The 26,613-nt window shown below is 62.3% G+C and carries 20 protein-coding genes; 2 read left to right on the top strand and 18 right to left on the bottom strand.

Going from position 1 to position 26,613, the window contains the following annotated elements:
* Position 1 precedes the first annotated feature (1 nt).
* From NKI41_RS02450 to NKI41_RS02430, 5 genes are all read right to left on the bottom strand, one after another.
* Positions 2–643, bottom strand: coding sequence for a response regulator transcription factor (locus tag NKI41_RS02450; protein WP_352470618.1), 642 nt, complete (start codon positions 641–643; stop codon positions 2–4).
* Positions 640–3,477: a sensor histidine kinase gene (locus NKI41_RS02445; RefSeq protein WP_352681224.1), complete on the bottom strand. Its 2,838-nt coding sequence runs from the start codon at positions 3,475–3,477 to the stop codon at positions 640–642. The genes NKI41_RS02450 and NKI41_RS02445 overlap by 4 nt, the downstream gene beginning before the upstream one ends.
* Positions 3,478–3,849: 372 nt before the next feature.
* Entirely contained in the window at positions 3,850–6,978 is a 3,129-nt protein-coding gene (locus NKI41_RS02440) for a PAS domain-containing protein (protein ID WP_352681188.1), read from the bottom strand.
* 403 nt (positions 6,979–7,381) lie between these two features.
* Positions 7,382–8,884, bottom strand: coding sequence for an MFS transporter (locus tag NKI41_RS02435; RefSeq protein ID WP_352681186.1), 1,503 nt, complete (start codon positions 8,882–8,884; stop codon positions 7,382–7,384).
* A 74-nt stretch (positions 8,885–8,958) separates the two neighbouring features.
* Positions 8,959–10,053, bottom strand: a complete 1,095-nt coding sequence (locus NKI41_RS02430) for an HlyD family secretion protein (RefSeq protein WP_352681184.1) — start codon at positions 10,051–10,053, stop codon at positions 8,959–8,961.
* A gap of 304 nt (positions 10,054–10,357) precedes the next feature.
* Here NKI41_RS02430 and NKI41_RS02425 point away from each other — a divergent pair, with 304 nt between their 5' ends.
* Positions 10,358–10,753 carry a hypothetical protein gene (locus tag NKI41_RS02425; protein ID WP_352681182.1) on the top strand — a complete coding sequence of 132 codons (396 nt, stop codon included), beginning with the start codon at positions 10,358–10,360 and terminating at the stop codon, positions 10,751–10,753.
* A 137-nt stretch (positions 10,754–10,890) separates the two neighbouring features.
* Here NKI41_RS02425 and NKI41_RS02420 read toward each other — a convergent pair whose 3' ends face one another.
* From NKI41_RS02420 to NKI41_RS02360, 13 genes are all read right to left on the bottom strand, one after another.
* A complete protein-coding gene (locus tag NKI41_RS02420; RefSeq protein ID WP_352470623.1) occupies positions 10,891–11,949 on the bottom strand; it encodes an ABC transporter ATP-binding protein in 1,059 nt (352 codons plus the stop codon).
* A 40-nt stretch (positions 11,950–11,989) separates the two neighbouring features.
* On the bottom strand, positions 11,990–12,811 hold the full coding sequence (locus NKI41_RS02415) for a carbohydrate ABC transporter permease (protein ID WP_023674179.1): 822 nt from the start codon (positions 12,809–12,811) through the stop codon (positions 11,990–11,992).
* Positions 12,812–13,714, bottom strand: coding sequence for a carbohydrate ABC transporter permease (locus NKI41_RS02410; RefSeq protein ID WP_352681222.1), 903 nt, complete (start codon positions 13,712–13,714; stop codon positions 12,812–12,814).
* Between the two features lie 35 nt (positions 13,715–13,749).
* On the bottom strand, positions 13,750–15,087 hold the full coding sequence (locus tag NKI41_RS02405) for an extracellular solute-binding protein (protein ID WP_352681180.1): 1,338 nt from the start codon (positions 15,085–15,087) through the stop codon (positions 13,750–13,752).
* Between the two features lie 61 nt (positions 15,088–15,148).
* Positions 15,149–15,808, bottom strand: coding sequence for a GntR family transcriptional regulator (locus NKI41_RS02400; RefSeq protein WP_023674176.1), 660 nt, complete (start codon positions 15,806–15,808; stop codon positions 15,149–15,151).
* A gap of 39 nt (positions 15,809–15,847) precedes the next feature.
* Positions 15,848–16,732, bottom strand: a complete 885-nt coding sequence (locus NKI41_RS02395) for a dihydrodipicolinate synthase family protein (protein WP_031211068.1) — start codon at positions 16,730–16,732, stop codon at positions 15,848–15,850.
* A gap of 204 nt (positions 16,733–16,936) precedes the next feature.
* Positions 16,937–18,733 carry an ABC transporter ATP-binding protein gene (locus NKI41_RS02390; RefSeq protein WP_352681178.1) on the bottom strand — a complete coding sequence of 599 codons (1,797 nt, stop codon included), beginning with the start codon at positions 18,731–18,733 and terminating at the stop codon, positions 16,937–16,939.
* Positions 18,730–19,674: an acetamidase/formamidase family protein gene (locus tag NKI41_RS02385; protein WP_352681176.1), complete on the bottom strand. Its 945-nt coding sequence runs from the start codon at positions 19,672–19,674 to the stop codon at positions 18,730–18,732. Before NKI41_RS02385 ends, NKI41_RS02390 begins: the two co-directional genes overlap by 4 nt.
* Positions 19,664–21,307 (bottom strand): ABC transporter substrate-binding protein, encoded by a 1,644-nt coding sequence (locus NKI41_RS02380; protein WP_352470629.1) that lies wholly within the window; start codon positions 21,305–21,307, stop codon positions 19,664–19,666. The genes NKI41_RS02385 and NKI41_RS02380 overlap by 11 nt, the downstream gene beginning before the upstream one ends.
* Positions 21,308–21,339: 32 nt before the next feature.
* Positions 21,340–22,260: an ABC transporter permease gene (locus NKI41_RS02375; RefSeq protein WP_352470630.1), complete on the bottom strand. Its 921-nt coding sequence runs from the start codon at positions 22,258–22,260 to the stop codon at positions 21,340–21,342.
* Positions 22,257–23,123 carry an ABC transporter permease gene (locus NKI41_RS02370; RefSeq protein ID WP_352470704.1) on the bottom strand — a complete coding sequence of 289 codons (867 nt, stop codon included), beginning with the start codon at positions 23,121–23,123 and terminating at the stop codon, positions 22,257–22,259. Before NKI41_RS02370 ends, NKI41_RS02375 begins: the two co-directional genes overlap by 4 nt.
* 19 nt (positions 23,124–23,142) lie before the next feature.
* Complete coding sequence (locus NKI41_RS02365; RefSeq protein ID WP_352455770.1) at positions 23,143–23,745, bottom strand: ANTAR domain-containing response regulator; 603 nt, start codon at positions 23,743–23,745, stop codon at positions 23,143–23,145.
* Positions 23,742–24,869, bottom strand: coding sequence for a transporter substrate-binding protein (locus NKI41_RS02360; RefSeq protein WP_352470631.1), 1,128 nt, complete (start codon positions 24,867–24,869; stop codon positions 23,742–23,744). Before NKI41_RS02360 ends, NKI41_RS02365 begins: the two co-directional genes overlap by 4 nt.
* A 522-nt stretch (positions 24,870–25,391) precedes the next feature.
* On the opposite strand from NKI41_RS02360, the gene NKI41_RS02355 reads away from it, so the two are divergent.
* Entirely contained in the window at positions 25,392–26,507 is a 1,116-nt protein-coding gene (locus tag NKI41_RS02355) for a hypothetical protein (RefSeq protein ID WP_352470632.1), read from the top strand.
* Positions 26,508–26,613: the final 106 nt, after the last annotated feature.

The raw sequence follows: 26,613 nt of genomic DNA, 5'->3' as shown, positions 1-26,613 counted from the left end.
CTCAGTTCCCCCCTGCCCGGCGCGAGTGCGTGATCGGTATTCCCAATCGCTCGGCGATGCGAACGAGGTCGGCGAGCGACGCCGCGACCATCTTCTGCATGACATTCCTTCTATGAATTTCCAGCGTAACTTCGCTGATCCCCAGTTCAGCGGCCGCCTGCTTGTTGAGCAGGCCGCTGACCACCAGCGGCAGCACCTCACGTTCGCGCGGCGTCAGCTCGAGATAACGTTGCTTCAACACGCCCAGCTCGGCGCGCTCCGATCGCTGTACCCGATCCTGGGCAATCGCCGCATGGATTGCGGCCATGAGGTCTGCATCGCTGAAGGGCTTAGTCAGGAAATCCACGGCGCCGTGCTTGATCGCACGCACCGAGGACGGGATATCGCCATGTCCCGTCAGGAAAACGATCGGTGGATGATCGCCCTCGGCAATCTGCCGCTGCAGATCGAGGCCGTTAATATCCGGCAACTCGATATCGAGGATGAGGCAGGCAGGGACGTCCGGCTTGTCAGCGCGGATATAATCGCCCGCCGATCCGAACGCTACGGCACACATGCCGTGTGCAGCCAGCAGCTCACTGAGCGCCTCCCGGATGCGTTCATCGTCATCTACGATGAAGACAATTTGGCCGTCCGTCGTCATGACGCCGCTTTCGCTTCAATCGGCAACGTGAAGATAAACGTCGCTCCACGTGGTTCGTTCTTCTCGACCCATAAACGCCCGCTGTGCGACTCGATGATCGAACGGCAGATCGCCAGTCCCATGCCCATCCCTTGCTCTTTCGTGGTAAAGAACGGTTCGAATATCCGGTCGGGAAACTCGACGCCCCGGCCGCGATCTCTGACTTCGGTCTGGACAACATCCCCGATATGGCGCACGCGGATGCTGATAACTCCGTCATCCGCACCAGAGTCCATCGCCTCCATGCCGTTGCGGATGAGATTGACCAGAACCTGCTGGATTTGGACGCGATCGAACGCGACTAGCGGACTGTCGCTTCCGACATCAACGCTGGTGCGAACGCCCCGCCGCATCGCTTCCTCGGCCACGAGGTCGCGTGCCTCTGCGATGACACTGCTGAGCGTCGCATTGGTCCTCGTCTCGGTGGATTGCTTGAACAGCGCGCGGATGCGGCTGACGACGTCCGCCGCCGAGTTGGCGTCCCGGATTATGCGCTCGGCCGTAATCTTCGCGCGTTCGACGTTCGGAGGGGCGGCGGACAGCCAACGGTGGCATGCATGGGAATTGGCGACGATCGCGGCCAGCGGCTGATTCACCTCGTGCGCGATCGAAGCGGAAAGCTCGGCGAGACTTGCAGCCTGAGTGGCTTGCGCGAGTTTGTCGGAGGCTTGTCGCAGCGCTTCCTGGGCGCGCACCTCTTCGTCGATGTCGAGGGAAACCCCGTACCATTGCACAACCGCCCCGTCTTCATCACGCCGCGGCTCCACCCTGCACTCCGCCCAGCGATAGCCATCTGTTTCACGCCAGCGAAACCGCATCGCGGAACCGCCGCCTGTTTCGAAACAGCTCAGCAACGTGCGCAGCACCTCGGGAGCATCTTCGGGATGAACCAGTTCTTGCAGCAATTCCTCGATGCGCGGCTCTCCGAGTGTTTCGAAATTGGCGATGACGGCGCGGAAATGGTCCTGGTATCGCTTGTTGAAGTAGACCGGCCCGCCGGTCGGCACCGCGCTCCAAATGCGGACCGGCACAGCGTCGATCATCTGCTGAAGCTGCAATTCGCTCCGCCGCAGGGCCTCTTCGGCTTGCATCTGATCATCTATGTCGTGACAGAGGCCGTACCACTGCGCGATCAGGCCAGCGTGATCGCGCATCGGCTCCGCCCGGCTCGACATCCAGTGATAGATGCCATCGGCGCGGCGCAAGCGATACCTCATGGAGAAGCGCTCACCGGTGGCGAGGCAGTGACTGAGCGTATCGCCGAATGCTGCTGCGTCGTCCGGATGGACGATGGCCGCTATCATCGCCGCCAGCCGGCTGATGCCCTGTTTGTCCAAATCCGTTACGTCAAGGCCGAGAAAGTCGACCATTCGCTTGTTGAAAAAGGTCGGCTCGCCGTCCGGCGTCAGGCGCCAAACGTGGCTCGGAACCATGTCGACAAGCTGCGAGAGCTCCCGCTCCCGGTCGCGCAATGCCTCCTGCGCACGCACCTCATCGTCGATGTCGATGCTGGCCGTGTACCATTGCACGATCGCCCCACTCTGGTTCCGCAGCGGCTCGGCGCGGCCCTCCCTCCAGCGGTACACGCCGTCCGCGCGACGCAGGCGATACCTTATGGGATAGGGTTCGCCGGTGGCAAGCGAGCGGCTGAGCCATTCTCTCATCCTGGGTCCATCGTCGGGATGGACGGCTGCCGCGACTACGGTCGCCAGGCGGCTCGTGCCCGGCTTGTCCCAGTCCGCGATGTCGTTGAGGCCGATATAGTCTGTCGTGCGCTTGCTGAAGAAGGTTGGTTCGCCGTTGGGCGCCATACGGGCGATGTGAGCGGGGATCATTTCGACCAGCAACGAGAGTTCTCGCTCCCGCTCCCGCAAGGTCTCCACACTTTGGCGCAAAGTGAGCACCGCCGCCTGATGCTGCCTGGAAATGGCGGCCACGACGAGCGCCGAAAATGCAGAGATGGCCAGAAAAAGCTGCAGCATGATCTGGTTGTGCTTCTGGGACTCGGGATCGCCGGCAAATTGGCTGGCGCCGGATATCGTGAATACCGCCGTGATCAGAGCGAGGACGGTCAATGCTACGGCGGCGCCTCTGAACTCAAAACGCACCGCGGCCCAAAGAAGAGGCGGCATGATGATGTAGGCGAAGGGCAGATAGCCGCTCAAGGAAAGGGCGGCGATACCAAGAAAGATCAGCCCCAGGACGCAAGCTTCCATCCATCGCGCCGCCGAGAGCTGCGCTTTTCCGCGCCAGTTCTGGAACACGACCAGCGCCAGTGGCGCTACGATCAGGACTCCCGTCGCGTCTCCGATCCACCACAGCGGCCAAGCCGTCACAAAGGTTTGCGATTGTATGCCAAACCAAGCAAGCGCCGCACTTCCCACCGTTGCGCTTGCAACTGGCGCAATTCCAGCGGCCAGTACGACGAATGCGAGAACGTCCCGCAACGTTTCCAGCCGAACTGGGCGCTGGCAGGTCTGGTTCACAAGCCATGCGCCGGCCACCGCTTCAAGAGCGTTGCCGGCAAAGATCAGGAAGGCCGCGGGCAGCGGAGTGTGGAACCACAAGAAGTTGCTGAACAGTTCTGCCACACAGGCCCCCAGCACCCACCACGGCCAGCTATACCTGGAGGCGAAGACAAGCGTAGCGATGAAAAGCCCGCTCGGAGGCCAAATGGAAATCCCTGTTCCAGGTATGATTGCGAGCGACTGGGCGAAGCCGCAGCCCAGGACATAGGCCGTAATAAAAAGCCCCAGATGCAGGAATTGGGGACGGTGCGACCAGACGCGCGACAACCTGCCTCTTCCAAGATCGCTGATCATGTTGCCGCGAATCAGGCCCGGTTCATTCGTCGCGAAAGGTCGGCCACTTCCCGGTCCGGATCGGGTCAAGTCATGCGCTAACGCGAGCGTTGCGCTGGAATCGGTCTCGCCAAGTGAGTTGGGCGCTATCGTCATCGGGTGCCCCTAACGGACAAACAAACTCTGGAGATTGTCGGCGCTTCGTGTAGCACTTGCTCTTGATAGCTGGACTGGGCTGACGGACTCACGTCGCCACCCTAATCCCGCCACGTCCCAACCGCACCTCATGGAAATCCATGCATTGCACGGGGCGGCGGCGCCCTTCACCGAGTGCCGAAAAACCAAGCGCTTACTGAGCGCCGCCAGTTATTGCGCAGCTTTCGCTTCAACCGGGAGGGTGAAGATGAATGTCGCCCCACGCGGCATGCTATTCTCCGCCCAAAGGCGTCCGCCGTGAGACTCGATGATCGAACGGGAGATCGCGAGCCCCATGCCCATTCCGTTCCCTTTCGTTGTAAAGAACGGCTCGAATATCTTGTTGGGACGTTCGATACCCGGGCCTCGGTCGCGGACCTCGGTCTGGATCGTGTCCTCTATCCGGCGCACGCGCATTGCAAGAACCTTGTCGCCCGCCGTGGCGTCCATCGCCTCCATGCCGTTGCGAATGAGGTTGACCAGGACCTGCTGGATCTGGACGCGATCGAACGCAACCAGCGGAAGGTTGCTTTCGACGTCGATGTCCATGCGAACGCGACGCCGCATGGCTTCCTCGGCCATAAGGTCACGTGCTTCGGCAACGACGCTGGGGATCGGCGTGCTGGTTCTCATTTCAAGCGAAGGTCTGAACAAGGCACGGATGCGGCTGACGACATCCGCCGCCGAGTTGGCATCGCGGATGATACGCTCGGCCGTGATCTTCGCGCGCTCGACGTTCGGGGGCTCGGCGGACAGCCAACGGTGGCATGCGTTGGAGTTGGCGACGATGGCGGCCAGCGGCTGGTTCACCTCATGAGCGATGGATGCGGAGAGTTCGGCAAGGCTCGCCGCCTGGCTCGCACGCGCAAGTCTCTCTTGTGCCAGCCGAAGCTCCTCTTGTGTCCGCACCTCATTTTCGATGTCGAGGCAGATAACGTTCCACTGCACTATGGCGCCTTCAGCGTTGCGCATCGGCGCGGCGCGCGTCTCGACCCAGCGATATTCACCATCGAAGCGCCGCAGACGGTGCCGTCGCGCATACGGCTCGCCTGTGGACAGACAATCGGCATATCTCTCTTTGACACCTGTCAGGTCGTCGGGATGAACACCGGCGTCGAGTGTGCCAGCCAGCCGGGACTTTCCCGCTTCGTCCAATTCCTCAAGATTGTATCCGAGGAATTCGCGGAGCTGCTGGCTGCGATATATCGGTTCGCCATCCGGCGCGGCGCAATCGATCATTGCCGGCAGCGTTTCAACGAGCTGCCAGAGAGCCCGTTCTCTCTCGCGCAGCGCCTCTTCGACGCGCAGCTGATCGTCGATGTCGTGCGTAAGGCCGTACCATTGGACGATGCGTCCACCCTGGTCCCGCAGCGGCTCCGCTCGGCCCTCCATCCAACGATAAACGCCATCGGCACGGCGCAGGCGATACTTCATGAAGAAGCGCTCGCCGGTGGCAAAGCAGCTGTCGAGTGCTTCCTTCAGGCTGGCTGCATCGTCGGGATGGACGACGGTGGCAATGAAGGCCGTCAGCAGGCTCGTGTCCGGCTTTTCCGCGTCCGCTATGTCCAGGCCGAGAAAATCTATCAGGCGCTTGTTGAAAAAGGTCGGCTCACCGTTGGGAGATAGCCGCCAGAGGTAGCTCGGAACCATGTTGACGAGTTGCGAGAGCTCTCGTTCCCGGTCGTGCAACGCGGCTTGCGTGGTCACCAGGTCATGGATGTCGACGCTCACGCCGTACCATTGGAGAATGCTGCCATCTTCGTCGCGCAGCGGCTCGGCGCGAGTCTCGGTCCAGCGATAGCCGCCGTCGGCCCGCCTCTGGCGATATCTCTGAACGTAAGGCACGCCGGTTGCGAATGAATGGCGGATCGCCTGCCGTGCGGTGTCGATATCGTCTGGATGGATCACGCTCAGCGACGGCGAGCCGTCCGGGGCGGTGATGTCGTGGAGCGTGGCCCCGGTTACATCGGTGAACCGTTTGTTGACGTAGGAAGGCATCCCTTCCCGTGTCGTACTCCAGATCAAAGCGGGCACGGTGTCGATCAGCTGCTGAAGGCGCCGCTCACTTTTGCGCAACGCCGCCTGCGCGCGCACCTCATCGTCGATGTCGAGAGAAACCCCGTACCACTGCACGACCGTTCCGTCGTCATCGCGTCGCGGCTCGACCCTGCACTCAGCCCAGCGATAGGTGCCGTCTTTTTCGCGCCAGCGAAACCGCATCGCGGAGCCGCCGCCAGTTTCGAAACACCTCAGCAACGTGCGCTGCACCTCGGGCGCATCTTCGGGATGAATCACCTCGTGCAGCAACGTTTCGATTCCCGGCTCGCCGAGCGCGTCAAAGTTCGCGATAACGGAGCGGAAATGGTCCTGGTATCGCTTGTTGAAGTAGACCGGCCCGCCGGTCGGCATCACACTCCAGATGCGGACCGGCACGGCGTCGATCATGTGCTGAAGTTGCTGCTCGCTCTGCCGCAACGCCGCTTCGGCGTGCATCTGATCGTCTATGTCGTGACAGAGGCCGTACCACTGGACGATGCGGCCAGCGCCATCGCGCATCGGCTCCGCCCGGCTCGACATCCAGCGATAGACGCCATCGGCACGGCGCAGGCGATAGCGCATGGCGAAGCTCGCACCGGTAGCGAAGCAACCACGAAGTGCATCGCCGAATGCTGCCGCGTCGTCCGGATGAACGGCGGCCTGTATCATCACCGCCAGCCGGCTCATGCCCGGTCGGTCCAGATCCGCTACATCGAGGCCGAGAAAGTCGACCATGCGCCCATTGAAGAAGATCGGCTCGCCGTCTGGATCGAGCCGCCAGATGTGACTCGGGACCATGTCCACGAGCTGCGAAAGTTCCCGCTCCCGGTCACGCAATGCTGACTCGGCCCGTTTCTGGTCCTCAATGTCTATTGTCGTGCCGTACCATTGAACGATGCGCCCCTGACTATCGCGAAATGGTCGTCCTGAGCTTCGAAACCAGCGATAGACGCCATCGGCGCGCCGCAGGCGATGCTCGGTATCATAGGGATCGCCGGTTTCGAGGCAATGCCGCCATCTGGCGGCTACGGGATCATAATCGTCGGGATGGACGGCTCGACGCCAGCCGAAATCATCGTCGTCTTCGGAAGTGTTGAGATCCTCATGCATGTTGCCGAAGAACGCCAGCGTGTTTGGGCTGACATAGGTGAATCTTCCGGCGGCATCGGCTGCCCACGCGTGGCCGGGCATGCTCTCGATGATTTGCAGCGCTAGCGTTGCTTCGGGCTCGATTTCGTCAAGTGAGTTGGACGCTGCTGTCATTGGCTTCTCCTGTCGGACAAAAAAGCCTGGGGACGGTCAGCGCTTGATATAGCACTTGTTTTCAATATCTGGACAGGCGAACTCACCGCCTAAATCTAGTTCCGCCATGCCTCGGCTGCATCTCATGGAAATCCATGCATTGCGCGGAGTTATCGCGCTGCGGGGGCCCCAACGATGGCCTCGCGCGAGGAGCGACGCGGATCGATGCATCAACACCTACCACTGGGAATACGAGCCGGACAGGTAAGACGCTCGGCTGCCTCTTCGTCGGCTGCAGAGTGAAACCGGAAAAACCTCTGCATTCGTCATCCCTGTCTCGTCCGGTTAACACGGCTCATGAGATAATCTGGACGCCTCTCCCGACCAATACATCTGTTCCAAAGTACAGGGCGTGGACGCGGTTTTAGTTCTGCGGAGCGGCTTGGCGGCCGAGCAATTGTTTGGCGACAGTGAGACAGGGCGCAGCGACCGCGAACAGCAGGACGAGCGCGAAGAAAGCTTCGTCGAACGAGATCGTGGCGACCTGCTTCTCAAGCGCGCGCTGCAGCAGCGGCAGGGCGGCTTTTGTCGCCGCAGTGCTGTCGACACTGTTCGCCAGAGCGTTCGCAGTTGCTTTCAAGCGCTGGTCTACGGCTGGATCGCCATTGACGAGGTGGGACGCCAGTATCGTCCGGTTGTGGACATTCTGGTGATCAATATACGTTTGCAAGAGGGCTGTGCCGGTCAGACCGCCCACCTGCTTGCCGAAGTTGAACAGCCCGATGCCAAACGGCAACGCATTGGCGGCAAGGCCCTGCAGCGTAACCAGCGTCAGTGCCACGAACAGAAGGCCGAGGCCGAATCCTCGCAGCAGCAGAGCAAGGGTCAGGTCCGGTGATCCGCTACCGCTCGTCGAAGCGGACAGCAGCCACATGGCACCTGCGAAGAGCAGAATGCCAAATGGCGCAAGCGTGATCGGGCGCATCCCGGTCCTTTGGATGACGAAGCCGGACAACAGAAGTCCAAGCGCGAGCATGGCTCCGCTGGGCAGCAGAAGCACTCCTGCGCCCGTCGCGGTAAAATCGAGCACGTTGAGGGCAAAAGCCGGAATAAGATAGGCGCTGCCTGAAAGGGCAGAGCCGGCGACGAAGCTGACGAGAAGGCCAAAGCGAAAGTCCGGATTGCCAAGGGGCGAGATGGCCAGCAGTGAGCCTTCTGAACGAAAGCGGGTCTCCCAGACGGCCAGGAGGCCGGCAGCCGTCATACCGGTTGCGGCAAGGAAGGTGATGTCGGTGTCGTCGAACCAGTTGAACCTGCTGCCTTGCAGCAGGACGTAGGTCAAAAGCGCGGCGCTGATGCCGAGCAACAATATCCTGACGGCAGGAAACCTGGTTTTCCGCCAAAAGGTCCGATCGCCGTCCGCCGCCAACAGGACAAGGGAGACGATGCCGAGCGGAATGATGCTCAGGAATATCCACTCCCAGGTCAGATGGTCGACAAGCCAGCCCTGCAGGGCTGGCGTGACGGTCGTCGGAGCCATGACGGCGCCTACGGCAAAAACCGCCTGAACGACCGGCTGATGCCGGTGCGGGAACCGAAAGAACAGCAGTGTCTGGCCGGCGACGAGAACTGTGCCGCCAGCCAGCCCTTGGACAATGCGGCAGATGCAAATCCAGGTGAGGTCCACTGACAACGTCAAGGCCGCGGATGCCAGCAGAAGGGCGACAACCGCCGCGCGCAGGCAGGCGGTCGGCCTGGCTGCCGTCACAAGTAGCGGAGCGACAAGGAACGCCGTCAGCTTGGCCGCGATGAAAACAACGTCGATCATCGCCAGTTCGTCCAACGTTGCGTAGGTGTCGCCGAGCATGTCGATCCGGCCGATGGACAGTGCAGTGGATGCGACCGCGTCCATGAAGGCGGCCAGCACGACGCCGGTTGCTATCAAGCAAGCGCGCAATGTACCGGGATGGCGCTGCACAGCCGCCGTTTCGGCGAGGTGCATCATTGTGCTGAGCGCCCGTCCGCAATCCCGCCTGTCTGCATTTCCTGCGCTACAGCCGGAGCATCCCTGGGGCCGACGGTGATGGCAACACGAGCCGAGAGTCCCGGAACCAGGCGGCCGGGCAACGGATTGCGCGTCATCCTGATCTTGACCGGCACGCGTTGGACGACGCGGATGAAGTTTCCGGTGGCGTTGTCCGGCGGCAGCAGGCTGAATGCCGCGCCGCTACCGGGAGCGAAGCTGTCGACAAGGCCGTCGATTTGCAGATCTGGATATTCATCAACCATGACGCGGACCCGTTGGCCGATCTCAACCTCCTTCAGCTGTGTTTCCTTGAAGTTGGCGACGATCCAGACATCGTTAACCGGAACGATGTCCAAGGCTGCTGTCCCTGGGGTGACATAACGGCCGACACGGATCTGGCGATTACCGACGATGCCGCCGACCGGGGCCCTCACGACGGTGTTGGCCAGGTCGAGCATTGCCAGGTCGAGCGCTGCCTGTGCCTGGGACAGGGCTGCCTGCCCACCGGACAACTGTGCATCCAGGACACCGAGCTTCAATTTTTGAGCCAGCAGATTGGCCTCTGCACCGTCCAGCGATGCCTTTGCCTTGTCATGGCCGGCCTGCGCATCCTGCAGCTTCTGATCGCTTGCGGTCCCGTTCTTCTGCAGCGTGACGTAGCGGTTCAGGTTGGCGCGGGCGAATTGCAGGTCGGCTGCGACAGATTGCTTCTGCGCCTCAGCCTGCGCGATCAATGCGTCCTGCAGTTCACGGGTCGCCTTGATGTTGGCGATTTCCGCCTGCCGGGCGGCGACGTTGGCTTTCGCCTGCTCGGCCCTGGCCTTGTAGTCGCTGTCGTCGATGCGAAACAGGACAGCACCCTTTGACACACTGGCATTGTCGTCTATGTCGACTTCGACGACGTAACCGGCGAGCTTCGGCGCGATGCTGGTAATGTCTCCGCGGAGATAGGCGTTATCGGTCGTTTCCTCGAACCGGCCTCGCGTGAACCATTGCCAGCTCCAAATAGCTGCCATTGGAATCACCATAAGGGCGACGATGGCGATTGCGATCTTGCGGGCTCGGCTCATGATTGCCTCGACACCCGGTCGATGCGCTCGCTATCGAAGGAGGTATCCGCCTCCCGAAGAGCGAGATGTTCGGCAAGGCTGCAAACGCACGGTGCGCAGTACAGGTTCACGAGAACGTCTCCGTCGAGCTGCGGCTCTGCAGCAAAGCAGAACTGCAGAACGATCGCGGATTTCACGCCTCGCCGCTATCACGCGGACGAACATCCCATCTGCCCTGATCGGCAGTTCGTACTGAACCTCAGCACAGGTCGTATTGTCGGTCAGCCGGATTCAGGCGCGCGAACATCCGGCGCGGATCTCCGTAGTGCCGAAGACCGCCCACGAGAAAATTCACTTTGAAGCGTTTCCGGATCATCCTGTGGCAGCAATGATCGCAGAGAGCGCCCTCGCGGCGCGCGCGCCATGCTGGAAACTCTGCATGTTTGCCGAGGGCAGCCGCTACCAGGAGCAACTCTGCGCTGTCGGCGGCGACGGAAAGATCGAATGTCTGGTTCCCGGACCAGGCCGTTTCTTGCCGACCCAGCTTGGCCCTGCGCCAGTGCCCCAGTTGATCGTCAGTCCGCGCAATCCGCCTGGACCACGCCTGCTGGAGATTCCCGTCGACCCCCGGCTGCTCGAGGCAGGCGACCCTAGCGGTTCGACTATTTCGAGCACGCCCGCTTCACCGCTGCGGTGCGCGAACAGGGCAAAGTGGAAGTGACCTTGCAAGACGGCTGGTGGGCCGTCGTCATGGGTCTCGGCGCCCAGAGATCGGCCAGCGAAGGCCGCGCCATCGAACTCGCCGGTGAATTCGCGTTGCCGACCTAAGGCCGACCACGCATTCACCAGACCATTGGGTCAGATGCGCCGACCGGTTGCTGCGTCGAACAGATGCGCACAGGCGCGGTCGATCTCGATCCCCACCCCTTCGCCCTGCCTGAGCGCAAGCCTTTCTCGGAAAAGGCAGGAAATTTCTTCACCGGAGCAGTCGACCCTGGCGAAGATTTCCGAGCCTGTCGCCTCGAGAAGCGTGATCGTACCCGGCACGCCTTGCCCCGTCGCCCTGATATGTTCCGGTCGAATGCCGTAGACGAGTTCGCGTCCTGCGGCATCCGCGGGCTGGGCGCCTTCCGGCAACGGCAGGACCAACCCGCCGGCGCTGCGGAACACGCCCTCCTCGATGCGGCCGGCAATGAAGTTCATGGCGGGCGAGCCGATGAAACCGGCAACGAAGAGGTTGGCCGGATGGTCGTAGAGGTCCAGCGGCGCGCCGATCTGCTCGACCAGGCCGTCATGCAGCACGACGATCTTGTCGGCCATCGTCATGGCCTCGATCTGGTCGTGCGTGACATAGATCGTCGTGGTACCCAGCCGCTGGTGCAGGGCCTTGATCTCGCCGCGCATCTGGACGCGCAACTTGGCATCGAGGTTGGAGAGCGGCTCGTCAAACAGAAAGACCTGCGGGTCACGTACGATCGCGCGGCCCATGGCGACGCGCTGGCGCTGGCCGCCCGAAAGCTGGCGCGGATAGCGGTCAAGCAGCTTTTCCAGGCCGAGGATGCCGGCTGCCTTCCGGACCCGGCCAGCGGTGTCGGCCGGGTCGGCTTTCTTGATCTTGAGGGCAAAGCCCATGTTGTCGGCAACGGTCATATGCGGATAGAGCGCATAATTCTGGAACACCATGGCGATGTTCCGGTCCCGCGCGCGCAGATTGTTGACCATGCGTTCGCCGATGGCGATCTTCCCGCCGGAGATCGTCTCAAGGCCTGCGATCATGCGCAGCAGCGTCGATTTTCCGCATCCCGACGGGCCGACCAGGATGACGAATTCACCGTCGGCGATGTCGACGCTGACGTCGTGAATGATCTTGGTGGCCCCGAAGGCCTTCTGCACGTTGTTGATTGTTACCGATGCCATTGGATCTTTCCTGGAAAAAGAGTGATGTCAGGACGCGCCCTCAGCCGCCCTTGACGGCGCCGGCGGTCAGCCCCGCCACGATCTGCCTTTGCGCGAACATGGTCAGGATCAGCACCGGCAACGTCACCACCAGCGCCGCCGCGGCGAGCGGCCCCCAGCTCACCTGCTCGTAGGACAGCATGTTGTAGACGGCGACCGGCAGTGTGCGCGTCTCACGGCTGGCGAGCACCACGCCGAAGACGAAATTGTTCCACGAGAAGATCACGGACAGGATGAAGGCGACGACGATGCCCGGCTTGGCGATGGGCAGGGCAACCAGCCGGAAAACCTGCCAGGAGCTGGCGCCGTCGATGTTGGCCGCCTCCTCCAGTTCCATCGGCGTGGTCTCGAAATAGCCGATCATCACCCACACCACGATCGGCACCGTCACCACCAGGTGGATGATGATCTGCGGCCACAGCGTGCCGAGAATCCCGATCCATTGGAACAGCAGAAACAGCGGGATGAGATAGGATAGCCCAGGCGTCATGCGGGCGATCATGATGACGACGGCGGATCTCTCGGCCTTGAGCCGCGCGATGCCGTAACCGGCCGGTACGCCGATCAACAGTGCCAGCAAGGTCGCCGTACCGGTCACCAGAACCGAATTCCAGAGATAGAGCAGGAAATTGTTCTCCTCGAACACCTTTACATAGTTCGACCAGGCGAAACGTTCGGGGATCAGGATCGGCGGATAGGCACCGTTGTCGATTTCGAACTTCAGCGACAGAGAGATCATCCAGAGGAAGAACAGGATCGCCGGCGAGACGAAAACCAAGGCAGCGAAAAACAGACCGATCTGGTTGAGCAGCCGTGAACTCATCTATTTGCCCTCCGTGTCAATCCACTGCGAGCGTTGGCGCAGCACTAGGAGGACAAAAGACAGGGCCACGATGACAATGAAGAACACCACGGCCATGGCCGAGCCGTAGCCGATATCGTAGTAGGAGAAGGCGGTGTTGTAGAGATAGATGTTGATGGTTTCCGACGCCGTTCCCGGCCCGCCCTGGGTCATCGCGTAGATAATGTCGAAGCTCTTCAAAGCATCGATGGTGCGGATGATGACCGCGATCATCAGGAACGGCGCGATCATCGGCAGAGTGAGATAGCGGAATTGCTGCCAGGCATTGGCGCCGTCGATCTCGGCGCTTTCGAAGGGCTCGCGCGGCACCGAGGCCAGCCCGCCAAGCACGATCAGCATGACCAGCGGCGTCCACTGCCAGGTCTCGACCGCAACCAGCGACGGGATGACCGTGTTGGCGTTGAATATCCATTCCTGAGCCGGGATGCCGACCAGCGACAGCAGGTAGTTGAGCACGCCAAGCTGAGGATGGAACATCATTGTCCAAACCAGTGCGACGGCAACGGGTGTCGCCATCATCGGCATGACGAAGACGCCGCGCAGCAAGCCGCGCAGCGGAAACCTGGCATCGAAGATCAGGGCGGCCAGAGTGCCCAGCAGCATCGGCGCTGCAACCGAGAGAAAGGTGTAGGTCAACGTATGAACAAGGGATTCCCAGAAACGTGGGTCGCTGGCCAGGCGGAGATAGTTTTCCATCCCGGCAAAGCTCCGCGACTGGCCGAGCGTCCAGCGATTGACGCTCATCCACAGCGTGAAAGCCCAGGGGAAAACGATGACGGCGCCGACGACGACAAGTGCGGGGACAACGAAAGGCCAGTAGTTGGGAGCCAGCCGGATCGTCTGGCTCCCATCGATAACCGGCATCGTCACCCCGGTCTGTTCTGGGGTGGTGGCCGACATCAGCCCTGCTCGCTCCTGTCGAGAACCGGCTGGAACTGTTCGGTGGCCTTCTTCAGCTCCGCGGCGGGATCGGCGCCGGCAATCATGTTGGTCAGCGCCACGCCATAGATGTCGCGGAATTCCGTGACCGGGATGATGACCGGCAGTGCCAGCCGACTGATATTGCCCGAGCCGACCACGGCATCAAGCCAGCTTGCCGGCATGGTAACGCCTTCGCGCACCTTGGGATCCTCCAGCACGGATTTGCGGAACGGAACGCCGGCGCCGGCCTGCAACAGCCGTGCACCCATGGTTGACGATACCGCCCACTGGCAGAACAGATAGGCAGCCTCCTTCTTCTCGCTGGCGGCGGTAACGCCAATCCCGTCGCCGAAGGTGCCCGAGGCATGCGCCTTGGGACCCTTGGGCATCACGCCGTAACCGACCTTGCCGACCACCCTCGATTTTTCCGGATTTTCCATCGGCGGGGCAAAACCCACGCCGTCGAGCCACATGCCGATCTTGCCCTGCAGGAAGGCCGACTGTGCTTCGGCCCAGTTGAACCCGGTAACGCCCGGAGGGGCGGACTTGGTCATCAATCTTTGATAGAGCGCGGCCGCCTCGATCGCCTCGGGAGCCTCGGTGCGCAGCTTGCCCTTGTCATCTAGCGGCGTCATGTCGTAGCCGAGCATCAGCGACGTCCACACCGGCGTGTTTGCGTTCTTGAGCCCGCGGGCGACGAAGCCGTATGTATTGGTCGAGGGGTCGGTCAGCGCTTCGGCGGCTGCCACCAGTTGCTCGAAGGTCTCTGGGTATTTGAGGCCCTTGGCCTCGAACAGCTCCTTGTTCCAATACAGGATCCAGTAGTCCACCGAGAACGGTAGCGAGCGCAGCACGCCCTGGCCGTCCTTGGCAAACAGCATGCCGGCTTCGGCGAAGTCGCTTTCGACCAGCGCCGGGTCGGTGAGCGACGGATCGGCGAGATAGCCGGCGATGTCGGCCAGCCAGCCACCCTTCTCGAACTGGCGCTTCTGCACGTGGTAGCTCAGATGCACGACGTCGAAGCTCGGCTTGCCCGAGCTCAACTCGATCACCGTCTTCTGGCGCTGCTGCTGCTCGGGCGTTGCCTCGGCATTGACCTTGATGCCGGTCAGTTCCTCGAACTCGGCGAGATATTTCAGGATGGTGTCGCTGCGTGGGCTTTTCACCAGATTGACGTCAAGCGTCGTCCCGGCAAAGCGTTTCCAGTCAACGCCTGCGGCAAAGCCGGGGCGAAGCCCCACAAGGCCGGCAGCGGTTAGCGCCGCGGTTCCGGCAAGGAGTTGCCTCCTGGTTGGGTTGAACAGATTGGACGACATTTCTTCCTCCCGGTTGCTGTCGTTGTGGATGCGCCGCGAACCGCGGCGCGGCTATATTTCCTCAGATCTGGAGCGCCAGCCGGCGCGCATTGTCGATATGCAGACTGATCGCTTCAACCGCTTTTTGCGGATTGCGGCTCTCCATGGCTTCGATGACCGCCAAATGTTCGCGCATCACCGGCACCACACGACCGTCGATGCGGAAACGCTCCTGGTGGATCAGCCGGATTTTCACGGAGTTGACCAGATAGGCCTTGGCGATAATCTCGTTGCCGAGCGCATTGATGAAGGTGTCGTGCATCGCCCAGTCGATGTTCTGGGCCTTGGCTTCCATTTCCGGCGTCGGCGCCTGCCCGAGAGCTTGAGCCAGCATCTCTTCATGTTCGCGCCGCATGCGGGCAAGTTCGGCATCAGAAGCGCTGGTCGTGAATAGCGCCACTGCCTCGCGTTCCATGAACAACCGAAACTGGAACGCCTCGCGGATCAGATTGATATCGATATGCGCGATCTGCATGCCGCGCTGCGGGATGGTGGTCAGCAGTCCCTCGGCCTCGAGACGCGGGACGATCTCGCGAATGGCACCCAGCGGCAGCCCGGTGAAAGCGACCAGTTCGCGCTGTGACACGAACTGCCCCGGCCGCAGATCGCGGGCCAGCAAATGCCGCGTGAAGCTGGCATAGGCCTTCTCCCGGAGAGTGATCGGTTCGCTGCCGTCTTCCACTTAAGCTCGCTTCCTTGTCGGTCAGCCTGGCCTTGTCGGTCAGGCCGCCTCTGTCGCAAACAGCCTGTCGTAGGCAGCGGCAAGCTGCCGCTGTCCCTGCGGATCGATCGCCTCCAGGGGCGGACGGACCGCCAGCCAGCGCTCGTCGCCGGTCTTGCGCGCGACCATGACCTTCACCGCCGGCGTGACCGGGTATTTGAGCAATTCGAGCACGAAGTCTTCGACGCGTGGGTCGTCGCCCCCGTTTTCGACCATTGCCCGGATTTCGCCGGTAACAAAATTGGCCATGCCGGAAATCGCGCCCTGTCCGCCGCGGCGCACGCTTCTCGCCAGATGCCGTTCGTCGCCGATGAGGATCACCAGATCGCCGTGCGCCTCAAGCAGCGCCTCACTGTAGCTCCAGTCCCCGCCGGAATCCTTCACCCCGGCCACCACAGCGGGAAAGGCGGCGCGCAGCCGGCCGATCAGCCCAAGCGGGAGCGGCACCATGGTGACTGAGGGGATGTTATAGAGCAGCACGTCGCGCGCCAGCGGACCGAGTGCGGCGAAGACGGCGGAAAACCATCCGAACAGCCCGTCCTCGCCGACATTCTTGAAGTAGCTCGGCGGAGCGAGCAGAATGTTGCGAACGCCGCGCTGCAAAGCGTGCCGGGCCTGATCGGCGGCATCTTCGGCTGCATCGACCAGCACTCCGGCGACGAGCTGATGTGGCGGAATACCGGCCGCCAGCATGGCCTCGGTGACGATCCGTCGCTCGTCGGTGCCGACCGAGGCTCCTTCGCCGGTGGTGCCGAACAGCGTCGCGCTGCTGCAGCCGGCACCAAGGCAGGCTCGGGCATGCGCGATCATCGGCGCGAGCGCTATCTGCCCCGACGGGTCGAAGGGTGTGGTCAGGGCAACCGAAAGACCAAAGCGGGAAGCCAATACGATCTCCGTTGAAATCAATGTGGATGTAGCGTTAGCACGCTAACATGTCAGGTGTAAACGGGTGATGTTGCCAACTCGGCATCGCCGAACGGCGCTGCCGCGGCAGCGCCATCGCCGATCATTTTCCTCCGCTCGAACATCACATATGCAGCTTTCCCCGAGCCTCTGCGGGATTGGCTGCACGAGGCAGCCTAAGCTCGATCAAGTGGCGACGAGGTGGCCGTCGCCAACATCTTCGAGCTTGAGTTTCCGGGGCTCGTCACCGATGCGCCGCACAGCGCTTGGAATTTCGCTGTCCAAACGGGCGAACCGGGCGCGGCGCCGGCCTGGATCGGGAACCGGAACGGCTTCGATCAGCCGCTTTGTGTAAGGATGGCGCGGGTTGGAGAAGATCTGGTCGCGGGTGCCCATCTCGACGATCTGCCCCAGATACATTACCGCCACGCGATCGGAGATGTTCTCGACCACCGCCATGTCGTGCGAGATGAAGAGATATGCGACGCCGAATTCGCGCTGCAGCTCCTTCAGCAATCTTAACACGCGCGCCTGCACCGACACGTCGAGAGCAGAGACGCTCTCGTCGGCAATGATCAGCTTTGGTCGCAGCGCCAGCGCCCGCGCAATGCAGATTCGCTGGCGCTGCCCGCCGGAGAATTCGTGGGGATAGCGCTCCATCTGGTCAGCCGAGAGGCCGACGCGTTCGAACAGGGCGGCGATCTGGGCATGCCGTTGCTCTCTGTCGCCGAGGCCGTGGATCAGCAGAGGCTCGGCGACGAGATCGCCGACCCGCATGCGCGGATCGAGGGACGCGAAGGGATCCTGAAAGATCATCTGCACATTGCGGCGGACAGCCTTGCGCTCCTTGCGGCTGAGCGCCGACAAGTCCTGGCCGCCGATTGAAATGCTGCCGGTGTAGGGCACCAGCCCGGCGATCGCCTTGGCCGTCGTCGACTTGCCGCAGCCCGATTCGCCGACCAGCGACAGGGTTTCGTGCGGCGCGATCGAGAAACTGACGCCTTCGACCGCGTGCACCCTGCGGTCAACGCGGCCGAAGAAGCCGCCGTGCAGGTCGAAGCGGACGTGAAGATCGCTGACAGATACAAGCTCGGCCGGCATGTTGGCGGCGTCTTGTCGTTCTTCGACGGTCCGTCCGCCGCCAATGCGCGGCACGGCGGCCAGAAGCTCGCGTGTATAGTCGGCCTGCGGGCGATTGAAGATGTCAGCCGCCCTGCCCTGCTCGACCATCCGGCCGTCGCGCATGACGATGACGCGGTCCGCCATCTCGGCGACGACGCCCATGTCGTGCGTGATCAGGATAACACTGGTGCCGTGCTCGCGCTGCAGGTCGCGCAGCAGCTCCAGCACCTCGCCCTGAACCGTAACATCGAGGGCGGTCGTCGGCTCATCGGCGATCAGCACGTCCGGGTTCAGGGCCAGAGCCATGGCAATCATCACGCGCTGGCGCATGCCGCCTGAGAGTTCGTGCGGATAGTGCTCGAGCCGCCGTTCGGCATCCGGAATTCGGACTGCCTTCAGCGCCTCGAGCGCCCTCAGCCGCGAGTTGGAGCGCGACATCGAGGTGTGTGCCTCGATCGCCTCCGTGAGCTGACGGCCGACGGACAGAACCGGATTGAGCGATGTCATCGGTTCCTGAAAGATCATGGCAATACGGTTGCCGCGGATGCGGCGCATGCCGCTCTCGCTGAGAGCGGCGAGATCCTGATCGCCGAGCCGGATGGAGCCTGATCCGATGCGTGCCGCCGGCTGCGGCAGCAAGCCCATGATGGCCAGCGCCGTCATCGACTTGCCGGAACCGGACTCGCCGGCGATGCAAAGCGTTTCGCCGCGCATCAGGCCGAATGTCAGGTCGGAAACGACGTCGCGCTCGCCCTCCTCGCCGCGCACGGCGACGCTCAGACCTGAGACGCTGAGTACCGGCCTGACAGAGCCACTCTCCGCGGCGGCCTGCCCGGATCGTTTGATGTCCTCCACCTTCATTCAAAGACGCAGCGGGGGAAGTAGAACGAAACCACCCAGTTGGGCATGTCGACGATCTCGCTGATGCGCAGGTCACCGCAAACCGAGACGAGCATATAGGCATCTACCGGATCCATGCGGTAGCGGCCGGAGAGCAGGTCGATCATCTGGGAAACGGCGCTCCTGGCGCCGTCCATCAGATCCGGCCCGATACCGGTTGTCACCTCGTAGCCCTTGGCGTCGAGATGCCGCGACACCGGACCGGGCGTTGTGAAACGCGGCGTCCGCAGCCGGGCATCCTTGACCAGATCGAGCGTCAGCACGGCGTTCATGGGGCTCTCGATCGCCGTGCCGCAGACCTCGCCATCGCCTTGCGCGGCGTGCGTGTCGCCGACCGAGAACAACGCGCCCGCGACCTCTACGGGCAGGTAGAGCACCGTGCCGGCGGCGAGATCGCGGATATCCAGGTTGCCGCCCACGCGCCGCGGCGGAACCACCGAATGCAGACCCGGCTCAGCCGGGGCATTGCCGATGGTGCCGGCGAAGGGCTTGAGCGGCACCCGGCCGCTCTTGCCGAACAGCGCCGGTTCGAGCGAGGCGGCGTCGTACTTCCAGATATTCAGTGCCGGTTGGGAGAAGTCATTCGCCAGCAGACCGAATCCCGGGATGTTCGCCGTCCAACCGAAGCCTGATGGCTTGAACGCCTCGATGGTGATTTTCAGGGCATCGCCCGGTTCTGCCCCGTCGACATAGATTGGCCCAGTGACCGGGTTCACCTTGGCAAAGTCGAGCAAAGCAACGTCGTCGATGGTGCTCTCCATCGTCAGCTGCCCGCCGGACGACTCCAAGCACTGGAACTCGATCGTCGCCCCTGGCGCCACCCGTTCGGCCGGGACAAAGGAATTGTCCCAGCCGAAATGATGGTGGCGCCCGTGGATGGTGTAGTCGCAGTTATTGCACATCGGTCACATACACATTGTCGTAGTTGATCGGGATGTGGACCGGGTCGACATAGAGGTTGTCGGCGCCACCCATGCGGGTTGATTTCATGGTGAAACGCTGCTCGTTGAAGACCGGTGCCCAGGGCGCGTCTTCCATGATCTTGCCGTAGATCTCGCTCCACATCTTGGCGCGTTCGCCAGCCCTGGCCGGGTCGACGATGGAGTCGGCTTCGGCCGCCTTGGCGTCGAGCGCCTTGTTGCAATACCACGACCAGTTCCAGCCGCCCGGGACGGCACCAGCACAGCCGAGGATCGGGCCGTAGAAGTTCGACGGATCGGGGAAGTCGGCGATCCAGGCCATGCCGCCGGACCAGATCATCGGCGCACCCGCCTTGTCGCCGCCGGCGGCGATGACGTTGGCCTGCGCGAGCGACTGGATGCTGGCCTTGATGCCGACCGCCGCCAGATCCTGCTGAATGGCCTGCGCGATGCGCGGGTTGGGATCGGTGTTCATGGCAAACAGCTGCGTGTCAAATCCGTCGGGATGCCCGGCCTCGGCAAGCAAGGCCTTGGCCTTGGCCACGTCATAGGGATAGCCCTTGAATTCCTTGTCATAGCCAGGCATCGACGGCGGCAACGGCTGATTGGCCGGCACCGCACGGTTGTTGATCAGCTGGACGATGCGGTCCTTGTTGATCGCCATGTTGACCGCCTGCCGCACCTTCACGTTGTCGAAGGGCGCCATGGTGGTATTCATGGTGATATAGCCGGTGTGCAACTGGCCGCCCTCGACGACACGGGCCTTCTGCTCGGGATCGGCCATCACCTCCTGGAATTTCGCCGGCGGAATGCCGTCGCCGGGAACGTCGATCTCGCCTTTCTGGAGCCGCAGCAGCGCCACGATCGGCTCCTGGCCGATCTCAAAGGTGATCTTGTCGAGATGCGGCAGACCCTCGTGCCAGTAATCCGGGTTGCGCTCGAATACGACGCGCTGGCCGAGCGTCCATTCGGCGAGCTTGAAGGCGCCGGTTCCGACCGGATGTTTGCCGAAGTCTGCGCCGTATTTTTCGACTTCTTCCTTCGGCACCACATGCGAGAAGTTGATCGCCATGACATGCAGGAAGGTGGCGTCGGGCCGGGTCAGCTCGAACTTGATCGTGTAGGGATCGACGACGGTTATGCCCGCCAGGCTCTCCGCCTTGCCGGCAGCGACGTTGTCATAGCCTTTGATCGAGCCGAAGAAACCGGCACCCGGGCTCTGTGTCTTTGGATTGGTGACCCGGTCGAGCGAATATTTCACGTCGTCGGCGGTCATCTCGCGGCCATTGTGGAACTTCACTCCGTGGCGCAGCTTGAAGGTGAAGGTCTTGCCGTCGGGCGCAATCTCGTAGCTCTCGGCAAGGTCGGGCCGCAGGTTGGTGGTGCCCGGCTCGTAGTCCATCAGCCCGTCGAACAGGCTCTTGATCATCGACCAGTTCTGCCAGTCATAGCCGATGGCCGGATCGAGCGTGGCGACGTCGTCCTTGTAGGTGATGGTGATCGCGCCGCCCTGCTTGGCATTCGGATCGACGGCGTCTTCGGCACGTACGCTTGTCATGCCAAGCACCAGCGCAAGCGCCGATGCCGCCACGGTCGATATTAGATATTTTCTCATGTCATGTTCCCTTTCTCTGGTTTTCTTGGTTTTCATCTGAGCTTGATGCGTGGATCGATGAACGGTGCGACAGTGTCGGCCAGGAGATTGCCGAGCACGATGGCAAAGGCCGAAACCAGGGTGACCCCCATGATGATCGGAATGTCGATGCGCTGAATGGCCTGCCAGGCTAGCTGGCCGATGCCTGGCCAGCCGAACACGCTTTCGACAACCACGATGCCGCCCATGAAGATGCCGATATCGATGCCGATCATGGCGATGACCGGCAGGATGGCGTTGGGCAGCGCGTGCCGGAGGATAATGGCGCTGCGTGCAAGACCCTTGGCACGCGCGGTACGCACGTAGTCCTGGCGCAGCACGTCGATCATCGACGAGCGCATCATGCGGGCGTACCAGCCGGCGCCGAGAATTCCCATGGTCAGCGACGGCAGCACCAGATGACGCCAGGTGCCGTAACCGCCGATCGGGAACCAGCCGAGCCGCACCGCGAACACATAAAGCAGCATCAGGCCGACGACGAATTGCGGCGCCGAGACGCCAACGAAGGAGGCGACCATCAGCGACTGGTCGGTGGCGGTGCCACGCTTGACGGCGGCGATGAGGCCCATCGTCAGCCCGATCACGACTTCGCAGGCAATGGCGCCGACCATCAGCAGCAGGCTTGCCGGCAGCCGCGAGACGATAAGCTCCGTGACCTCCGAGCGCTGAATGTAGGAGCGCCCCAGATCGCCGCTGAGAAGGCTGGTCAGATAGTGCCAATACTGGACGACGAAGGGCTGGTCGAGGCCGAGCTGCCGGCGGATGTTTTCGACCGTCTCGGGTGTGGCGCTGCGGCCGGCGATCTGGCGGACGGGATCGGCGGGCAGCAGGTAGAGCAGCGCAAAGGTGATCAGAGAGACGCCGAGCAAGATGAGCACCGACTGGACAACGCGGCGGCCGAGATAGGCGATCATGCCCGCCCCCTTTGCGTCGGATCGAGGATGTCGCGCAGTGCGTCACCGATCAGGTTGAAGGCCAGCGCCAGTGCCAGGATCGCCGCACCGGGAAAGAAGACCAGCCAGGGCGCGGCCTGGAAATAGGTCTGGTTCTCGAAGATGATGTTGCCCCATGACGCGGTCGGCGGTTGCACGCCGATGCCGAGATAGCTGAGCGTCGCTTCGAGCAGCACCGTGGTCGAAATACCGAGCGTGCCCCAGACGATGATCGTCGGCAAAAGATGTGGCAGGATATGGCGGAACAGGATGCGTGGAGCGCTAGCGCCGATGGTGCGCTCGGCATCGATGAACTCGCGTTCGGAGAGCGAACTTGTCTCGGTGTAGATGACGCGGGCGGTCTGCACCCAGTTCACCAATGCGATCACCATGGCGACGATCCACAGGCTCGGCTGGAGCACCGCCGCCAGGCAGATGGCGAGCAGCAGCGCCGGGAAAGCCATCATCAAATCGGTGAAGCGCATAAGCGCGCTGCCGATCCAGCCGCGGAAATAGCCGGCGGTGATGCCGACCAGCGTGCCGATCAGAAGCGCCACGCCATTGGCGACGATGCCGATGATCAGCGACGTGCGCGCGCCGAATAGGAGACGGGTCAGCAGGTCGCGGCCAAGCAGGTCGGTGCCCAGCCAGAACTGGGCTCCCGGCGGCAGTGGCGCGCCTTCAAGCGTGAGCCCGTCGAACATCTGCTCGTTTGGATCGTAGCCTGTCAGCCACGGTGCAAGAATGGCGCCGGCCAAGACAACGGCAATAATCCCGAGGCCGAGCAAAGCGAGAGGCCGTTTTAGCAGACGTCGCCAGACGCCGGCGCGAGGCTTGGCTGGCATACGCCCGGCGGCCGAAAGCTCAGGCGCGATCGGATTGGTCATCGTCGCCTTCTTCTTGTGTCATCGCCACGATCCTGCGCGCGGCTTCCTCGACACTGATTTGCCAGCTCATCGCCAGCGAGCGGAGCTGCGCATAGGCACGGCCGTCCTCGGCGCCCTTCGACAAGACCTCTACCGCGCGTACGATGGTCTGGCGCTCCGCGACCCGCTGACGAAGCGAGGCAATCTCGCTGGCCAGAAGCTTGCGCGCCTCGAAACTCTGCCTTGCGATTAAAAGTGCGCTATAGACGCCGGCATTGCCGACCGGTTTCAGCAACTGCGCATCGGCCTTGTGCGACAATGCCCATTCGACGCGCCCCGGCGCCTCGGAGCCGATCAGTGCTATCAGCGGCATCGGCGCCTCGCCCGGCTTCCACGGAAATTGCTCGTCAAAGCCGAGATCGACGTCGAAGAAGACGAAGTCCGCCGCCAAGGCTTCGGCCGGCAGTTCCGGCCAGAAGCCAATCGCCTCAAGGCCGATGGCCGACAATTGCCTTGTGATCGCCTGCACGGTCGGATGTGGACGATGCAGGACAAAAGCCCTGGCGCCTCCAAGGTTCGGGATACGCGCCATCTTGCTCACGACACCACCCGCAGGCGTGGCCGCCCGAACGTCTCCGTCCGGTCATAGCGGGAAAGGTAGGGATCGGGTGCCACGCCCTTCGTCAGTGTGACCGTTTTGAACGATGTTCCATCGATACGTCCGATTAGCACCGGCAAGGTAGCATGCTGGGTTTGCTGGTCGATGGCGATGTCGCCCAGCGGCGTTCGAAATGATGTTTCGGAAAAGACCTTGGGAAGGTCCGTCCATTGTGCACCGGGGTTAAGGGTGAGGATCTCGGCGAGCATGCGCACCGAGGCATAAGCCGCCGCCTCGAAGGATGAGGCCGGCATGACGGAAGGCACTGGAACCGCACCGCGATCCGCCCCCGAGATGTCGTGAAAATAGGGCCCAACGGAAAGGTGGCCATCGCCTGCCCCGTTGAGCGCCGGCAATTCGCATTCCGTGAGATTGCAGGACAGGATCGGGCAACGCTCCGGCCTGAAATGCGGGTCGCGCCGGCCAAGCTCCGCATAGGCAGCGATGAAGGCATAAGAAGAAGGGCCGATGAGATTGTTCAGAATGAAATCAGGTCTCGTCGCCTGTATCTCCGCGATCAGCCGCGCAACATCGACCTCGCCGAGCGGCAGATAGCGTTCGCCCAGCACCTTGCCGCCAGCGTCCGCAATCAGGTCGCGCGCCACGCGGTTGGTCTCCCAGCCCCAGATGTAGTTGGAACCGAGCAGGAAGCCATCGGCGCCGAAACGAGGCACGACATAGGCGAGCAGCGGTACGAGATGCTGATTGGGGCAGGCGTGTGTGTAGACGACATGCTCGTTGGCTTCGAAGCCCTCGTACGGGCAGGCGTACCACAGCGTGCCGCCTGCCCTTTCCAGGATTGGAATGACCTCCTTGCGGCTCCACGAGGTGACGCAGCCAATGATGTGACGCGCGCCGCTGTTGGCGAGAATGTCCGCGCAGCCGCTTGCATAGCGATCGATGTTGCCCTGCGGGTCGCGCTCGATCGGGATGAATTCGAATGGGATAGCGAGATCGCCGTTGACGTCGGCGATGGCGTTCATCGCACCCGCACGGCAGGATTCGGACACCAGCCGGTAGTTGCCGGACCGCGAATAGAGAATGCCGATGTCGATATGCCGTTTCAAGCAATGCCTCAAAAATGACAATGCCCCGCAGCCACCGCCGCAGGGCGAGGCATACGAGGCATTCTTGCCGCCCGGCGGTCGGAGCCGGTATTTGTCCTCACCGTATTACGCCCGCGCTCCCAGTCAAGAGCCGCCACGCGAAACTTTGGCCAGCCGAAACGGTTCGGCGCGCAGCACGCAACTCATGCCGCTGGTCGTTTAGAGTCCGCCAGGAACCAAAATTGCTGATGTCCAGCTATGGGGCCCGGACAAACCCGGTTCGCTACCATTCAAAGCAACGACTTTAATATCGGTTTACCTGAATCTGCTAGCAGCAATGACGCCGGTTTTCGTCGGTCAAGCAAAGGGTTCCACCTTGCCGCAGCAATTCAGCACTCCGTTCGGTCACCGGGGCGATGCCAACTGGCCGAGGTTGCACGGCTTCATGGGCGTCGAGTTGGAACGCGCGCCCGATGTTCTCGTGCCTCGCGTCGCCTTGGCCCGGAAGCTCGGTGGATGGGACTTTGGTGGCGGGAGCCGGGCTTGAGCGTCATTCGCGCCTTGCAAGGCGCCGACCTCCCGGCAGTTGCGAACATGTTTCAGCGCGTGCTGTTGAAGGAGAGGACCGAAGCGCCGGCCTCTCTCGTGGAATACATGCAACGGTTTTATCTGGATGCGCCCGGTTGCGCAGACAACCTCCGGTCGCTTGTCCATGTCAACGACGCCGGTCGCGTCTCCGGATTTGTCGGCGTCCACGTCCTGCCGATGACGTTCAACGGCCGACAACTACGCGCGGCCATCTGTAGCTCGCTCATGGTCGAGGACCATGAGCACGACCCGCTGGCCGGCGCCCGCTTGCTGAAAGCTTACCTGGATGGTCCGCAGGACATCTCCTTCAGCGAGACGGCCAACGATATTTCCGTGAAATTGTGGACCCGGCTGCGCGGCGTGGTCCTGCCGCAATACAGCCTTGACTGGGTCCGTGTGATGCGCCCCGCGGCCTTCATGCTCAGCCTTTCCGCCAATCGCATGGCGCTTGCGCGAATGCTCAATCCGCTGGCGCGTGCAGTCGACCGATTTTACTGCAGAAGGATGACGTCCAGCGAACGACGTTGGTCGGGTGTGGCGGTGGACGGGGCAGGCCACGGAGCATTTCGTACATCCGAAATCGACAGCCATGCATTTGCCAGGCTCATCGAACCGTTTACCGCTCAATTCGCCCTGCGGCCTGACTGGACGGAAGATCAACTCGACCACATCCTGACAGATGCGGCACAAAAGCCGGATCTGGGGGAGCTTGTCTACGTTTGTGTGACGTCGCCAGTCGGCACCAATGTCGGCGCTTTCGCCTACTACGCACGGAAGTATGAAATTGGTCGCGTGCTGCAGATCTTCGCCCTTCCCGGCCAGGCGGGCCCGGTGATTGACTGCCTGATCGATCACGCCGCCGCGCGCGGCGTCAGCGGCCTGCGCGGACGTATTCAACCTGCACTTCTGGAGGCGATGCTTGGACGACGCATTGCTTTCCTGACCGTTGCCTCAACGGTGGTACATTCACGCGATCCAGAGCTTTTGGACGCGATGAAGAACTCGCAAGTCTTCCTGAACGGCCTTGCGGGCGAGCAGTGGAGCCGGCTTATCGGGAGCCGCTTCAGCTAGAGCGGGATGCGTTCAAGTTGAAGCGGGCATCCCGCTCTAACTATTTATTTTAGGCGCGTTTCCACTTGGCTGCAGAATGCTTGGGTCAAAACCCAATCACTCTGAA

This window comes from Mesorhizobium sp. M0601, assembly GCF_040320845.1.
GTDB lineage: Bacteria > Pseudomonadota > Alphaproteobacteria > Rhizobiales > Rhizobiaceae > Mesorhizobium.
The sequence above is the reverse complement of the archived record's forward strand: the minus strand, read 5'-3'. Positions and strand labels throughout refer to the sequence as shown.

What these genes read in the sequence shown, in the direction of transcription:
- NKI41_RS02440 (WP_352681188.1), bottom strand. Translation starts at nt 6,978, where the DNA reads ATGACAGCAGCGTCCAACTCACTTGACGAAATCGAGCCCGAAGCAACG.
- NKI41_RS02415 (WP_023674179.1), bottom strand. Translation starts at nt 12,811, where the DNA reads ATGAGTTCACGGCTGCTCAACCAGATCGGTCTGTTTTTCGCTGCCTTG.
- NKI41_RS02375 (WP_352470630.1), bottom strand. Translation starts at nt 22,260, where the DNA reads ATGATCGCCTATCTCGGCCGCCGCGTTGTCCAGTCGGTGCTCATCTTG.
- NKI41_RS02385 (WP_352681176.1), bottom strand. Translation starts at nt 19,674, where the DNA reads ATGTGCAATAACTGCGACTACACCATCCACGGGCGCCACCATCATTTC.
- NKI41_RS02370 (WP_352470704.1), bottom strand. Translation starts at nt 23,123, where the DNA reads ATGCCAGCCAAGCCTCGCGCCGGCGTCTGGCGACGTCTGCTAAAACGG.
- NKI41_RS02410 (WP_352681222.1), bottom strand. Translation starts at nt 13,714, where the DNA reads ATGCCGGTTATCGATGGGAGCCAGACGATCCGGCTGGCTCCCAACTAC.
- NKI41_RS02390 (WP_352681178.1), bottom strand. Translation starts at nt 18,733, where the DNA reads ATGAAGGTGGAGGACATCAAACGATCCGGGCAGGCCGCCGCGGAGAGT.
- NKI41_RS02420 (WP_352470623.1), bottom strand. Translation starts at nt 11,949, where the DNA reads ATGGCATCGGTAACAATCAACAACGTGCAGAAGGCCTTCGGGGCCACC.
- NKI41_RS02450 (WP_352470618.1), bottom strand. Translation starts at nt 643, where the DNA reads ATGACGACGGACGGCCAAATTGTCTTCATCGTAGATGACGATGAACGC.
- NKI41_RS02430 (WP_352681184.1), bottom strand. Translation starts at nt 10,053, where the DNA reads ATGAGCCGAGCCCGCAAGATCGCAATCGCCATCGTCGCCCTTATGGTG.
- NKI41_RS02380 (WP_352470629.1), bottom strand. Translation starts at nt 21,307, where the DNA reads ATGAGAAAATATCTAATATCGACCGTGGCGGCATCGGCGCTTGCGCTG.
- NKI41_RS02405 (WP_352681180.1), bottom strand. Translation starts at nt 15,087, where the DNA reads ATGTCGTCCAATCTGTTCAACCCAACCAGGAGGCAACTCCTTGCCGGA.